The sequence below is a fragment of the Variovorax sp. GW458-11-26-14-LB1 genome (assembly GCF_059423965.1).
The window spans coordinates 49,564-63,748 of sequence record NZ_JBWKYW010000013.1; the positions used below are offsets into that span (position 1 = coordinate 49,564).

General features: G+C 62.3%; 10 protein-coding genes and 1 pseudogene. 1 reads left to right on the forward strand and 10 read right to left on the reverse strand.

The window, feature by feature from the left end; all coding sequences use genetic code 11:
- Positions 1-27: 27 nt before the first annotated feature.
- From AC07YS_RS11385 to AC07YS_RS11415, 7 genes and pseudogenes are all read right to left on the reverse strand, one after another.
- Positions 28-240 (reverse strand): hypothetical protein, encoded by a 213-nt coding sequence (locus AC07YS_RS11385; RefSeq protein WP_495267888.1) that lies wholly within the window; start codon positions 238-240, stop codon positions 28-30.
- Positions 241-727: 487 nt separating this feature from the next.
- Positions 728-1,717, reverse strand: a complete 990-nt coding sequence (locus AC07YS_RS11390; protein WP_495267887.1) for a patatin-like phospholipase family protein — start codon at positions 1,715-1,717, stop codon at positions 728-730.
- A 92-nt stretch (positions 1,718-1,809) separates the two neighbouring features.
- A pseudogene (locus AC07YS_RS11395) lies at positions 1,810-2,172 on the reverse strand (efflux RND transporter periplasmic adaptor subunit); the annotation flags it as partial.
- Positions 2,173-2,236: 64 nt separating this feature from the next.
- Positions 2,237-2,983 carry a glycerophosphodiester phosphodiesterase gene (locus tag AC07YS_RS11400; RefSeq protein ID WP_495267886.1) on the reverse strand — a complete coding sequence of 249 codons (747 nt, stop codon included), beginning with the start codon at positions 2,981-2,983 and terminating at the stop codon, positions 2,237-2,239.
- 163 nt (positions 2,984-3,146) lie between these two features.
- Positions 3,147-3,599, reverse strand: a complete 453-nt coding sequence (locus AC07YS_RS11405) for a (2Fe-2S)-binding protein (RefSeq protein ID WP_495267885.1) — start codon at positions 3,597-3,599, stop codon at positions 3,147-3,149.
- Positions 3,600-3,696: 97 nt separating this feature from the next.
- On the reverse strand, positions 3,697-5,988 hold the full coding sequence (locus AC07YS_RS11410; RefSeq protein ID WP_495267884.1) for a xanthine dehydrogenase family protein molybdopterin-binding subunit: 2,292 nt from the start codon (positions 5,986-5,988) through the stop codon (positions 3,697-3,699).
- Between the two features lie 292 nt (positions 5,989-6,280).
- Positions 6,281-7,153, reverse strand: coding sequence for an SDR family NAD(P)-dependent oxidoreductase (locus AC07YS_RS11415; RefSeq protein WP_495267883.1), 873 nt, complete (start codon positions 7,151-7,153; stop codon positions 6,281-6,283).
- Between the two features lie 224 nt (positions 7,154-7,377).
- Between AC07YS_RS11415 and AC07YS_RS11420 the strand changes: the two genes are divergently transcribed.
- Positions 7,378-8,010, forward strand: a complete 633-nt coding sequence (locus AC07YS_RS11420) for a TetR/AcrR family transcriptional regulator (RefSeq protein WP_495267882.1) — start codon at positions 7,378-7,380, stop codon at positions 8,008-8,010.
- 374 nt (positions 8,011-8,384) lie between these two features.
- Here the strand turns inward: AC07YS_RS11420 and AC07YS_RS11425 are convergent, their stop codons facing one another.
- The 3 genes from AC07YS_RS11425 to AC07YS_RS11435 form a co-directional block, all read right to left on the reverse strand.
- Positions 8,385-11,003, reverse strand: a complete 2,619-nt coding sequence (locus AC07YS_RS11425; RefSeq protein WP_495267881.1) for an ImpA family metalloprotease — start codon at positions 11,001-11,003, stop codon at positions 8,385-8,387.
- Positions 11,004-11,721: 718 nt separating this feature from the next.
- Positions 11,722-12,735: a Bug family tripartite tricarboxylate transporter substrate binding protein gene (locus tag AC07YS_RS11430; RefSeq protein ID WP_495267880.1), complete on the reverse strand. Its 1,014-nt coding sequence runs from the start codon at positions 12,733-12,735 to the stop codon at positions 11,722-11,724.
- A 98-nt stretch (positions 12,736-12,833) separates the two neighbouring features.
- The gene (locus AC07YS_RS11435; protein WP_495267879.1) at positions 12,834-14,132 is read right to left on the reverse strand and encodes an MFS transporter; all 1,299 of its coding nucleotides are present in this window, start codon (positions 14,130-14,132) and stop codon (positions 12,834-12,836) included.
- Positions 14,133-14,185 lie beyond the last annotated feature (53 nt).

Sequence of the window (14,185 nt, forward strand, 5' to 3'; positions counted from 1 at the left end):
CAAGAAAACAACTACAAGGCAATCAACTTAATGAAAATGGATTCGGGCATCAAGTTCAAGACACGCCGATGGGGCACCCAGCGCTTTCAGTGAAAGCCAAGAATCGAGGGCTCGAGATGCTCTCTCATCGAGAAGAAGCAGAAAGCGTTCAACCAATGCTTTCGCACCTTGAGCCACCGGATCTCCAGCCCTGGCGCCGTTTTTTTCAGGCTGCTCCGCTGTCCAGTTCGTCGTTGCCATCTCCAGCCCCCGTCCTTCAAACCGTGTTCAGGTCGCACAGCGGAAGTAAGGATTTCCAGCAGGCCTCGCCTTCGAGACGGCCTCCTTGCGCCGCCATATGGGGCCTGGGCTTTCCCTTCGCCGATCATCAACGCGGACGCAAGCACCGTTTGATCGAAGTGGGCCTTCGAGACCGCTACGCGACCGGCTAAAGTCGGCCAGAACCGGAAATTCAATAGATGACCTCGATTCCCTTTTATCTGAAGTCTGATGTAGAGAGGCTGCACTCGACATCCCTTACGCGCGATTCATGAAGTGTTCGCCCCGACGCCGGACTGCGCCACCACAACTATTCGCCAGTCTTACGCTCAAGTGCGATCGAGCGAAATTCACCCGGCTCACCTGACTTTCGACACAACCCGCGACTCTGGCTCATCTCGTCATAGGGGCTAACAAACGACGCCGTTTGTATGCACGCAACACGTGCGAACGGGGCCGTAGATTCTGTTCAATGGCGAAGCAGATCGGAACCCCTGAAATTTGCAACCCCGGTGGACGTGGCAAGCCCAGAACGCCATTGATGAAGCTTGCGGGCCAGCATCGGCATTTCAGCCTCTGCTGCTGCGAACCCGGCCTCCTTTGCAATCCGTCGCGCTTCGACACTTGTGCCCTGTGAAGCGTCGACGGCCGGTGCGATCTGTACGTCCGCCTCGGCGAGCTCTCGCCGACCGATGATGCAACTTTGAACTTGCGTGACCTGCACCATGATCGTCAGCATGCCCGTTCCAGGGTAGCTGGGGCCATTGCAATAGACGTCGACCGCAATGACGATATCCGCCCCAAGTGCACGGGCGAATCGCACCGGAACCAGGCTGGCAATGCCTCCATCGATCAGCGTTCCCTTGCCGTAGGCCATCGGGACAACCACACCTGGAACAGAAGCCGAGGCGCGGATCGCGGAACCGACGTCTCCGCGATCTATGAGGACCGCGGTTCCGCTCGGGAGTTCTGTCGCGACGGCTGCGAAGCGGATAGGCATGTCTTCGATGGAAGAGACACGCACCACGCTGCTTACCCATTTTGCAAGCGCGTTACCGCGAATGAAGCCTCGGCGATCTAGCGTCCAGTCCAGGAGATTGGACAACTCGAGCTTGCTTGCCGCTCGATCGATCTCTTCGGCGGAAAGACCGCTTGCATAGGCAGCGCCAACCACCGCCCCGGCGGAAGTTCCAACGACGATATCCGGCCTGATATCGCCCTTCTCGAGCGCCTGAAGAACGCCGACATGGGCGAACCCCCGGATGCCGCCACCGCCCAGTACCAGTGCCACGCGCGGTCCGGGTCGCCCGGAGGCCATAGGCGCTTCCGATCTCGCCACATCCGCCAGCGCTTTCACTCGTCCCGCTTCAACGCTGATGACCGGTGCTGTTTGGCAGCCTGCCGAGGAGACCGCCAAAGCCGCGATCAGAATCGCAGGCCACTGAAGTCTGCGAATCAAGATCTCTCTCCTTTGTTCGGCTCTGGGACAGGGAACACGATCTTGATGGCGAATCCTCGCCCCTCGATTCCGTCTCCAGTCTCAATCGTTGCGCCATGCATTTGCGCGATGCTGACCACGAAGGTCGGCGTGCCGACCGCGGTGCGGCCCAACTCGGCCGAGGTGACTTCGGCACGGCATTCGAGCCGCGCCTGGCGGATCGGCCGGAACGGCTCGATGCCCGAAGCCACTACGCTGCCCACCGTGCCGGTGCGCGTCGAGATCACGCCGTCGTCGGGCTCCAGCACCTGCGTGTTGCGGCCGCACACCTGCTGCGCCGCCAACACCGCTTCGGCCACCTCGACGCGCGCCTTGGTGGTCTGCTCGGTGGTCTGGTACCGGTTGATCTGCTGCTGGCTCCGGGCGCCGGTCGCCTGCAGCGTGCGGGCGCGCGCGGCATTGCCGGCGGCGTCGACGGGGACTTGGCTTCGGCCAGCGAGGCGAGCGACTTGCATGCGCTCATGCGCACGACCGCATGCTTTATTGCGTTTCTTCGCTAGTGCAAGCGGAAATCGTGTAGTGGTCATCGTCGGAAAGGATTGCTTTCACCTCGGGGCGCGCGGAAAGATGCCGGAGCAGACCGATGTCGTTCACGGTAGAGAGCAACACCGCAGATTTGTCGAAGGTCGCGGCGGCAACTGGCGTGTATCGGGATGCATTCATTGAGATGGCGCCAGCTCCCACAAGTGCATATCCGAGCTTCATGAAGGCTGCATTGAGCTTGTAGAGGCCGGCGCTGTAGTCCCGATCATTGGGACTTATTGCATAGCTCGTGTAGATGCCGTCATGGGCCAGCCAGGAAAGGTACAGCGCGTTGCTCGACTCCACAAAAGCCCGCTCATTGAGCCCATAGCGCTGGATAAGATCGGAAAGTCGTCGCGTCGCCTTATACGCAGTCATGGGTGAGAGCTTGCGCAGGTCCTTTGCGTCCAGCCAGAAGAAGCCATCGCCTGCGTATATGGACAGCACCGACTCCAACTTCAGTGGTTGCCCTTCGAACAAGGTATATGGCCGATCGTGAGAGACGACGAAGTCGTTCAGCTCACGATCGAAGAGGATGTCAATCTCTACACCTTTCGCTCCCCGGTTGAAGGCCGTCTGCACACTCCGCAAGCTGTTTTCACCGCCGGCTGCCGCAAAGCCGCGATGCCCCCAAACCTTCTTGCATGTGGGAAAAGGAAACTCAGGCGCCTCGGATGCTGCGCACTGATAGAGCGCATCACTCAACAGCAAAAGTATTCCGAGCAGAACGAACGGGAGGGCCAGAAGCCATCGCAACCGACTGCGCCAGGTTAGTGCGCCGAGCGTAGGTTTCTGTGGGCCTGCGCGGAAAGATGTGTGGTGTGGGTCAAGGGGCATGACATGCCGGCCTCGCTGTGGGCTCCGTTGTCTAGCTGCTCGCCGCAAGATGAATCGCGGCACGGATGCGTGGGTAGGTACCGCAACGGCAGATGTTGCCGCTCATCGCCTCATCAATCTCCGCGTCGCTCGGCTTCGGAATCTTTTTAAGGAGCGCGCAGGCCGACATCAACTGTCCGCTCTGACAGTAGCCGCACTGCACCACGTCGAGTCGCGTCCAGGCTTGGCGCAGCGCATCGATCTGCGCCCCCCGCACACCTTCGATGGTTGACACTGCATGGCCCTGCGCGGCCGATACCGGTGTCACGCACGAGCGCACCGCCTCACCATCGAGCATCACGGTGCATGCGCCGCACAGAGCCTTGCCGCACCCAAATTTGGTGCCTGTCATGTGCAACTCGCCGCGCAGAACCCAAAGCAGCGGTGTGTCGGGTTCCGCCTTGATCGTCGTGGCCTTGCCGTTTACTTGGAGTGTGGTGGTCATTGGAATCCTCTGTTCTTGGGTTCGTCGGAGCCGTTTGGCATCGCCTTGATGCTTCGTGAGGCTTCTGGCGGTGAATTCGGTGTGTCCTTGGGGCCGTTCACAGCAATCGCAATGGGAGTGTGCGTAGCCTCTGCCCGGTGAGCACAAACAGCGCATTGGCTACGGCTGGGGCCACCGGCGGCGTACCTGGCTCGCCTGCTCCGGTGGGCGGCTCGGTGCTCGGCATGAGCTTGATCTCGATTTCCGGGCACTCGTTCATGCGCAGCAGCGGGTAATCATGAAAGTTGCTCTGCTGCACTTGCCCGCGCTCGATGCTGATCTCGCCGTAAAGAGCGGCGGACAGGCCGAAGACGATTGCGCTTTCCATTTGTTGACGAACCAGATTCGGATTGACTGCCGTGCCGCAGTCGACCACGCAGTACACCTTGCGAACCCGGATCTGTTTGTCGGGTGTCACGGCCACCTCGGCCACCTGTGCGACCACGCTGCCGAAGCTTCGATGCAGAGCCAATCCACGCGCGCGACGAGTGCCGTCGGCCTCGGGCGGCAACGGATTACCCCACCCCGCGAGCTCAGCCACGCTTGTCAATACGCGAAGGTGCCGCTCTTCGGAGGGGCCTGCGAGCAGAGATTTTCGAAATTCAACCGCGTCCTGACCCGAGGCATGCGCGCATTCGTCGACGAAGCTCTCGGTAAAAAAGCCATTTTGCGAATGATTGACCGAACGCCAGACACCAACCGGGACGGCGGATTCCATGGTGCGGTGCGAAACGCGCGCATTGGCGACCCGGTACGCAGTGGTCGCAGTTCCTTCCGCCGCTGCACTCATGAAGCCCGGAGCGCCCAAGCTCGAACCCGCCGTGTCGACTTGCCAAGCCACCAGATGTCCCTGGGAGTCAAAACCCGCTTTGCTGCGTGCCACGTAGGCTGGGCGGTAGTAGTCGTGCGTCATATCCTGCTCGCGCGACCACATCAGTTGCACCGGCACGCCATCGGTTTCGCGAGCCAATGCTGCCGCCTGGAAAGCGAAGTCTGCCAAGTAGCGCCGCCCGAAACCGCCGCCCAGGTATGTGAGCCTGATGTCAACCTTCGACGCATCAATGCCCAATACCTTCGCGATGCCATCGCGGAACAAGCCGGGCCCCTGCAGGCCGGTCCAAACGGTGGCAGCGCCGTTCTTCAGTTGAACGGTACAGTTCATCGGCTCCATGGTCGCATGCGCCAAAAAGGGCACGCGGTACTCGGCCTCGATTGTCTTCACGGCCGAGTCCATCGCTGCCTTCACGTCACCCGCCTCGAGGTGTACGTCGGCCTTTCCGTCGGCAGCGTTCAGACTTTGCGACAGCGCATCGATGAGCCCGCGGCTCGACACGCTCGCGGCCGAGCCGTGGTCCCATTCGATGGTCACCTTCTCCAGGGCTCGCATCGCGTGCCACGGTGTGTCGGCAATCACCGCCACCGCACCAGCCGTTATGCCGCCCGAGCCCACTCCTCCCCCGACGGGTTCGAGTTTCACCACCTTGTGTACGCCCGGCAATCCGCGCGCGACCGTATCGTCGAAACGCGCGACTCGACCACCGATCGTTGGGCACATCGTGAGGCTCGCGTAGAGCAGTCCGTCGGGCGGTAGCGCATCGACCCCGAACACGGCAGAGCCATCGAGTTTGCCCGCCGTGTCGATGCGGTGCATGGGCTGCCCGATCAGTCGAAACTGCGATGGTCTCTTCAAAATGACCGAAGTGGGCAATGCCATCGTGGCCGCCCGTGCGGCAAGCTCCCCGAAAGTTGCACTGCGGCCCGAGGCCGAATGCGACACGCGACCATCTGCAACCTCGCATTCCGCCGCCTGCACGTTCCACGCCGCAGCCGCCGAAGCTACAAGCATTGCGCGGGCCGACGCTCCCGCTTCGCGCAGTGGCATCCACTGATCGGCGATGCCCGATGAACCACCACTGCCCCACAGTCCGGGAATCTCGCGCAGCAGTTTGCTCGCCATATGGCGAGTTCCCCGTTTCACAGGACCGTTATCGTCCGGCTTGAACATCGCCAGGCCGTCGAGGATCACTGCCTGGTTGTTGTAGATCGGGTCGTAGCCTGCCTGTTCGAGCTGTACTTGTCCAAGGTTGGCATCCATCTCGTCGGCCAGCAGCATCGCCAAGCCCGTATGGATTCCTTGGCCCATCTCGGCCGCGGCCATCATCAGTGTCACTGTGTTGTCCGGCGACACCTTGACCCATCCATTGAGAGCGACTTGACCAGGTGTCGTGGTTGGTAATGGCTCATCCCCCATCAACCGTGGCCGCATGGGTGAGGCGGACCAGGCAACGACAAGCCCGCTGATCGCGGCGACTGTGCCGAGGACGAAGTGGCGACGTTTCAGTTTGGGCATAGGCAGAGCTCCGAGAAGGATCGGGCGTGATAGAAGGGAATTGGAAGGTGCAGCGACGAGAGCCGGGATGCCAAGGCGATCTCGCCATCGAAACGGTGCCTCGTACTTTTGCGTCGAGTTGACTGACTGGGGGTGTCCTGCCCGCTATCGACGATTGCGATACGGCTGGCAGTCGCGTTTGACGGGTCGCAGAGATGACGCCACAGCCCCGGCAAACCCAGCCAGGAGTCGTTCGACAGGCCACTGGACGAGCATTGCTGACGCCTCACAGTCAACGCAGTCACTTCCAAGATCAGGTTTCCTTGAAGCCGACAAGATGAGACAGGTCGACATCCGCAGAGAAGTTGGTCGAGATGCTCACCTCTTTCCATTCGGCATCGGACCTTTGCCGCGCGCCTTCGGTCAGGCCGACCCAATGCAAGGCATCGCTGCCCAGCAAGAGATGGGTCGGGAGGACATCGAGACCGGCGAGATCGACCACGACCTTGGCAACACGTGCAGGATCCCCCATCTCATGGCCGGAGATGTTCTTCAGCGCGTCCAGAACCTTCCCCACACTTGCCTGGTACTCAGGCAACAGTTCGGGCAAAGCGCTGCTGGCGATGGTGCTCCACTCGGTACGCAATCCGCCCGGCTCAACGGCGCTCACCTTGATTCCGAGTGCCTCCACTTCCAAGGCCAACGCCTCTGTAAAGCCGCCCACAGCCCACTTCGCGGCGGTGTAGGCAGTCATCGCGGGAATCGCCGAGCGTCCCGCGGAAGACGAGATGTTGATGATGTGACCAGAGCGCTGCTTGCGCATCACCGGCAGGGTGGCGTGGGTGAGGTTGACCACACCGTAGAAATTGACGTCGATCTGAGCACGGAAATCGGCAAGGCTGATCTGCTCGAAGGGGGAAGCTTGGCCGAAGCCTGCGTTGTTGACCAGGACGTCCAGCCGGCCGAAGGTGCGAACCGTGAAGTCAACCGCTGCCTCGGCCGCATCCGCGTCCGGCACATCAAGCGCGAAGGTGCGCAGATTGCCACCGTGCGTCTTTTCCAATGCGGCGAGCCGTCCGGGGCTCCGTGCAGCGGCGACGACACGGTCGCCTGCGGCAAGGGCTGCTTCGACGATGGAGCGGCCGAGGCCGCGGGCCGCGCCCGTAACAAGCCAGATTCTTGACATTGCGGGGATTCCTTGAGTGAGTGGTCCGGTTTGAAAAATGGATCGGCAAGAGCCCAGCCTGGGGTGTCGCTCAGTGGCCTCCATGGGGGTGATCGAGAACAACACCACAAGGTAAGTTAAGTGACTCACCATAATTTACGACAGAGTCAAATGGATGTCAAGGCGAGCGACTTACCTTATATTTATGGGGTTATGTGTTAACCAAGGATTGCCGGCGCGGCAAGATGACGATGCAGATGTGCGAAGGGACCTACCATCAGCGGGTCAAGGAGGAAAAAAGACAGGCGGCCGTGCAAGCGGCGACAGACCTCTTCCTCGAACAGGGGTACGAACGCACCTCATTGCAGCAGGTGGCCAAACGTGCCGGAGTCTCGACGGCAACGCTCTTCAAGCGATACCCCACGAAGGCGGCGTTGCTTGAGGCGATCGTCGACGAGTTCTGGAATGTCAGGAATACGCGTGAAGAAGAGGTGCCCTACGGCAACCCACGTGTTGTTCTGACTGGGCTGGGTATGGCCTACGCCCAGCGCCTTCGCGCGCCGGAAATGATCGCCATCTACCGCCTGATCATCGCGGAGACGCTCCATTTCCCGGGCTTAGGCAAGATGCTGTTCGACAACGGCGAAGGCCACTTCGTTGGATGGCTGAGCGACTATCTCGCTGCAGAGGTCAAAGCCGGAGTTCTGGTCGTGCCAGATGCTCTTGCCGCGTCCCGGAGTTTTCTTGCGACGATTGCCGGTCAGGTTTTCTGGCCGGAACTCGTTCTACCTGGAAGTGGCGGTACCGAGGCGGAAGTCTCGGCCCTCATTGACCGGACCGTCACGGCGATGCTGACTCTTTATGCGCGGACTGACTAGTAAACGCTTTTCCGATACCTATCATCGTTGTTGATTCCCGTGAAGTCCTGAACCGGCGGGTATCTGGAACGCATCGAGGCCGCGGGCCTGGTGTTTGTCGGCCCCGGGCTGCGCGTGTCACCGCCATGAGGGTCGGCGCAAACCGCGCCCCAGAGATGCCGCCGACCACACCAGTTACGGCTCCGATCATCGCACCGGCCTCCTTGCCGATGTCACGTGAAGTGGTCCGCGGTGCTGGAGGTGCTTGTCGCAGGCGCAGACAAGTGCGTGGTCGGATGAAGACGAGTCCGAACACGCCGGGCTGGTGACCAATACCGAGTTCCCCAGCAGCACCTCCTGCTCGGGGAAGCACAGCCGGGGTAGCTAAGCATGGCTCAGAACGGCCAAGCAGGGTTGGGAGCAGTCATGTCGACGCGCACGACGGTGCTGTGATCGTTGGTGACGCGATTGGCATAGAAACGTGGCGTCTCCTTGGTGAACCCGTAGCTTTGGACTTGGGCAGCCGCCTCCGGGGAGTAGCGCACGCCCCACAGGTCGAACATCGCACGCTGATCTCTCTGCGTGATCCAGGACAACGCGATCAACAGATTGTCGTTGCCGTTGACCGAGGGCCGGCTCGCATAGGTGCTGTAGCCAAGGCGATCCTTGTACGTAGCCCAGTCGCCCTTTTCGAACTGGCGCTGATGCAGGTACAGCAGCGTGAAAAGATCCCAGCCACGCGCCGGGTCACCAGTGCGCTCCTCCCAGTAGTGAACCCACTGCATGTAGAAGGCCATGCGCTCCCCGTTCTGCACTGCATAGGCGTCGGAGCCCCAGATGCGCGTGTAGGCGCCTTCGACCTTGTCGCCCTCAGCGCTCGCGGCCTTGATCATGTCGAAGGCCGAGCGGTACTTGACCCGAGTGTCGTCGTTGTTTTCGCCCAACTCCCTGTAGATGCGCCACTTCTTGTGCAGCGGGAACATGTTGTTCGACACCTCGCCGCTGCGACCGGCGTACACGTTGAGCATGCCCTTCTGCAGGTTGTGCCCCAGTTCATGGCTCTCGCCCCAGCCGCGGGGTCCGACGCCCCAGCTCTGGTCGTAGGGGTTGCCCGAGCAGCCGGCGCCGCAGGCGGCGTAGGCATCTGCGTTGATGTGCTGCACGCCCGGTCCCTTGTGCCAGGTTTCGCTGGTGCAGTCCCACTGGAGGCCGGTGCACAAGGCCTGCACCGCAGCAGGCAGGTTCTTGCCCGCGAGGCGGAAGCCGGCAAATCCATAGGCGTCCTCGAAGAACAGGTCGCGCAACTCCGAGATGTAGCGGACCAGATCGCTGCTGTAGCCACCGGCCTGCAGCGCGGCCTTCATCTTGTCGACCCGCGTGTGGATCTCGACGCCGGCGAGCTTGATTTCCGCCCAGTCGAATTCCCCTGCGTTCAGCGCCGCGACGAAAGCCCGGGAGTCCCCGCCGTGCGTCAGGTCCAGGAAGGGGTGCTGCGCCACCCCCCGCAGTCTCAAGCGCACCATCGCGCCAGCCTGCGCGCCGCTGTACGAGAGCTGCAGCGTGCCGCCGTAAGGGCTGGTCACCTGTAGCGGCCGGTTGACGGTGAGTGCCATCGCTGGGCTCGCCAGGAATCGCGGGCGATCGTACGAGGTCCACATGCGCGTCGAACCGCTGCGCTGGGTGTTCAGGCGCAACGCAACGCTTGCCCCACCGGCCTCCAGCAATTCGACGGTGAGCGCCTTTCCAGGCATGGTGAAACGACCGATCGCGGTAAATCCGCTTTCCGCCGCCAGCGTCAACTCGACGATCTCGTCGCTCGATGAAACCGCAAGCCGCGCCGACCGACTGCCCATGAAGCTGCCCAGGTCCGGTTGCGCCGTCCCTGTGGAACGCACATACGCGACCAAGCTGTCGGCCACAGCGGCCTGCTGAAACGCCTGCGGCTGACGAGCCTTGTCGAGCGGATAGCGGATCTGCTGTCGCACGACATCAGCCCACATCGCGACAAGGCGCAGCACCAGCGTGTCCGGCGTTGCGAACAAGCCGCGACCATTGCCTGTAAACGTGTCAATCTGCGAGCGCAGACTGCTCGCCGGGTCCAGCAACTCGACGACCAGACCAGGAACACCATCGCAGTCGTCGCCAGAACACTTGCTCCAGTCGTAATCGGTGCGCCACGAGTTTGCTGCCATCTTGCCCAGGAGCGGGAGCACCGCATCGAACTGCCCCAGCAACTGCTGATTCGCCGAAGCGCTGCGGCCGGCGGCCACCGAGTCCTGCGCGAAGTAGTTGCCGGAATAGCCGCCCGACCTGAGTCCCATGCCGGCCAGCATCTGTTGTCCCGACTCGCTCACGGCCCATCCGTTGGTATGAAGGTAAAGCACGGGCTTGCCGGCTTCGAGCATGGCCCGGATGCGCACTCCGAGATCGGAGTTCGGCGAAACACCGGACCCGACAATCAGCAACTGCACTGCCTGAATACACTCCGGCGTCGCGATGAAGTCGCAGGCCGCGCTGCTCGCCCGCACACCCGCTTTGGCCAGACCTGCGGCTGCTCGCCGGTTGTCGACGCCAGCCAGCCCGACCAGAAGCGTATCGGGCAGCACTGCATCCGCGTCCCCCCGCACCAGCCAGCTCAGCAGGCGCTTGAAGACTGGCGCGTGCGCCAGGTTGCCGTTGCTTTCGAACTGGGCCAACACATCGGTGCCATAGCCCGCACTGCGACCGCCGCCCACCGTGCTGAGGCTGGCGAGCAACTGCCCCTTGTCTCCGACCACGAGCGGCTGAGCCGTTTCGGCCGACACCGGCATGATCGATTGGCTACTTCGGCCGACCTGGTACTCGCTGCTCGCATTCCTATAGAGGCTTTCGCTTCGCTCACGTTGCGCGTCGGCAATCTGCTCGGCGGTCTTGCGCGCGCACTGTGCCAGCGGTGCGGCATCTCTCAACTCCCCGGCATTGCCCGTCTGCACAGCCTTGTCGATTTCGGGTGCGCAGAACGAAGGCACCACCACGGGCGAGTCGGGCCCTTCGGGCGGAAGCGGGATGGGATCTGGTGGGCGAGAGACATCCGGCGGCGCGTCCGTTCGAGGGGACGGTCCCTGCGCGACGTTTGGCAGGATGCCCTGTCCGCCCCCATCACTGCCGCCGCAACCGGCCATAAGAAATCCACAGAGCGCAATCGCGCTCCAACGCCACAAATGAAGTCTCATCGTTCGAAGATATTGAGAGTTGGAAAATATGAAGCGCTGCAAAAGAGACCTGCTTGAAGACGAAGCGGAAAAGCGCAGCTATCCGCCGCTCTGCCCCGTCCGGCCAAGAGGTCGCGCGCCAGGCACGACCGCGCTCAAGGCGGCGACGCCGCTCGTTTCAACGGATGGATGTCCCTCTAGAAATCGTTTTTCTAGTTCTGAAACCGGGAACTCCTCAGAACCCGGTTCGCCATCAGCCACTGGCCTTTCGCTAACGACAGCGCCTGATGCGCTGGCACTCTGCCTCGACAGACAGGGTCGCCAAGATAATTGAACGCTCGCGAACAAGGTGAAAAGATTTGAGAAGTTCTCGGGAATCTCGGGATTCCTCAAATGAAAGTATGCAGGTCCAGACTCTCGCGTTGCGAGCACGCGACCAATCGCAGCGGCAAATGGGCAACTCCGCTCCATCAGAGATGCGTGCGAGTTCGCGATCCGGTGCATGCTGATGGCATTGCGCATGCGCCGGCGTTAATCCTCCCTAGATCTTGATGCCCGTGGTCCGGATGAGCTTGCCGAAGTACTCGTGGTCGCGCTGCATCGCCTGCGCGAACTCCGGTGCATCCATGTAGGCGAAGCCGAGGTTGAGCTTGTCCAGGCCCTGGCGCAGCGCAGGGTCGTCGGCCGTTTTGCGCGCCACCTGGCGCAACACTTCCACCACGGCGGGCGGCGTTGCTTTGTGCACCGCCAGGCCGCGCCAGGTCCCCAATGCCAGGTCGATCTTGCGTTCCTTGAACGTCGGCACGTTGCCGAAGGCCGGGATGCGCTGGTCGGCCATGATGCCGAGCATCTTGAGCTTGCCGCCCAGCACGTGCGGGCCGACTTCGGCCGGGCTCACGTCCAGCGCGTCGATGTGCCCGCCCAGCAATGCCACGACGGCGGGTGCCGCGCCCGAGTACGGGACATGGTTGAACTTGATGCCCGTCTTCTCTTCGAGCCCGATGGCCGAGAGGTGGTAGACCGAACCGCTGCCGGCGTTGCCGATCTTCATCTCGCCGGCCTTGGCCTTCGCTGCTTCAAGAAATTCCTCGAGCGTGTTCCACGGTGCATCAGCACGCACGGTGATGGCCGCGGGGTCGGCGTTGAGCCGGGCCACGGGCTGGAAGTTCGTGTAGTCGAACTTTGCAAGCCCCAGGTTCGGCAAGGTGGTGACTTCGGCGATCACCATGCAGACCTTGTAGCCGTCCGAGCGGCCGTTGAGCACGTCGCTCATGCCGATGACGCCGCTGGCCCCGGGCTTGTTGTTCACGATGAAGGGCTGGGGCAGGTGCTTCTTCGCCACTTCGGCGAAGACGCGCGCCAAAGCGTCGGTGCCGCCACCCGCCGATGCAGGAACGATGATCTCGATGGGCTTGCTCGGGTAGTCGTTGTTAGCGAAGGCCAACCACGGCAGCGGCAATGCGGCCAGGCCCAAGCCCTGGACGATGCGCCGGCGGTTGTGGCCCTGCGGCTTGCCGGTTGCGGTGGTCTCTTGTGTCTCGCGTTCGATGCTCATGTCTGTCTCCGTCATTTGAATTTGTTGTTTCTCTTCGGCATCCATCGGGAATTGCCGTTCGTGCGTTGTTCGCGTTGTGTGGGGCCGACCTCCCTTCTTCAAGTCGAAGGCCTTGCCCGTGCCGCCAGGGCCTCGCTGCGCGCGGTCATGCCTGTCATGACCAGCACCAGCATGGCGCCCAGGAAGAGGCAGGCGGCCAGGAAGAACATCGGCGCGATCGTGCTGCCGGTGGCGTCCTTGACCCAGGGCACTGCGTTCTGCGCGATGAAGCCGCCGAGGTTGCCGACGGCATTGATGGCCGCAAGCCCGGCCGCCGCGCCGGCGCCCTTGAGAAAGCGCGAGGGCAGGCTCCAGAACACAGGCTGGCCCGCGAAGATGCCGGCCGCCGCCAGGCACAGGAACATGAACTGCAGCGCGTGGTTCCGCAGCAATGCCGACAGCAGCAGGCAGGCCACGCCGAAGAGCGCGGGGCCGACGATGTAGGGCGTCTTCGACTTCGCCTTTGCAGCAGCCCGCGGAACGGTGTACAGGCCGATCGCCACCAGCACCCAGGGAATGATGTTGAGGAATCCGTTCGCCGTGTTGCCGACGCCGAAGCTCTTCACCACGGTCGGCAGCCAGTAGCTCAGGCCGTAGGCGGACAAGGGAAACGCGATGAAGCACAGCGCCATGAGCAGCACGCGCGGGGCGACGAGGGCCCGCAGCGCATGGCTTGCCGATTCGTCCATGCCCACCTGCTCGCTGGCGAGCTTGGCGCCCAGCCACGCCTTCTCGTCGGCCGCGAGGAACGACGCACGCTGCGGGTTGTCGGGCAGGTAGAAGAACGTGACGACACCCATCACGACCGCGGGAATGCCGGTCACGATGAACACCCATTCCCAGCCCGCCAGGCCGTGCAGCCCGTCGAGGTCGAGCAGCATCCCGCCGAGCGGGCCGCCGATGGCATTGGCCAGCGCGCTGAAGATCATGAACAGGCCGACCATCGTTCCGCGGTGGGCCGATGGATACCAGAGCGTCAGCAGGTAGAGCACGCCCGGGAAGAAGCCGGCCTCGCAGGCGCCCAGCAGGAAGCGGAGGATGTAGAACATCGTCGCGTTCTGCGTGAACGCGAGCGCCACGGTCACGATGCCCCACGAGACGAGGATGCGCGCGAACCACTTGCTCGCGCCGACCTTCGCAAGGATCAGGTTGCTGGGCACCTCGAAGAGAAAGTAGCCGATGAAGAACAGCGACGCCCCCAGGCCGTAGGCGGACTCGCTCATGCCGAGCGCATCGACCATCTGCAGCTTGGCGAAGCTGACGTTCTGGCGGTCGATGTAGGCAATGAGGTAGAGCAGTCCCAGGAACGGAATCAGCCGCCACGAGATTTTTCGGATCAATTGTTTTTCCACGATCATCTGTCTCTCCTTTTTTTGCGTGTCTCTTGCTTGTTTCTTGCGTGTCTCTTGTT

What these genes read in the sequence shown, in the direction of transcription:
- AC07YS_RS11385 (WP_495267888.1), bottom strand. Translation starts at nt 240, where the DNA reads ATGGCAACGACGAACTGGACAGCGGAGCAGCCTGAAAAAAACGGCGCC.
- AC07YS_RS11405 (WP_495267885.1), bottom strand. Translation starts at nt 3,599, where the DNA reads ATGACCACCACACTCCAAGTAAACGGCAAGGCCACGACGATCAAGGCG.
- AC07YS_RS11410 (WP_495267884.1), bottom strand. Translation starts at nt 5,988, where the DNA reads ATGCCCAAACTGAAACGTCGCCACTTCGTCCTCGGCACAGTCGCCGCG.
- AC07YS_RS11415 (WP_495267883.1), bottom strand. Translation starts at nt 7,153, where the DNA reads ATGTCAAGAATCTGGCTTGTTACGGGCGCGGCCCGCGGCCTCGGCCGC.
- AC07YS_RS11420 (WP_495267882.1), top strand. Translation starts at nt 7,378, where the DNA reads ATGACGATGCAGATGTGCGAAGGGACCTACCATCAGCGGGTCAAGGAG.
- AC07YS_RS11430 (WP_495267880.1), bottom strand. Translation starts at nt 12,735, where the DNA reads ATGAGCATCGAACGCGAGACACAAGAGACCACCGCAACCGGCAAGCCG.
- AC07YS_RS11435 (WP_495267879.1), bottom strand. Translation starts at nt 14,132, where the DNA reads ATGATCGTGGAAAAACAATTGATCCGAAAAATCTCGTGGCGGCTGATT.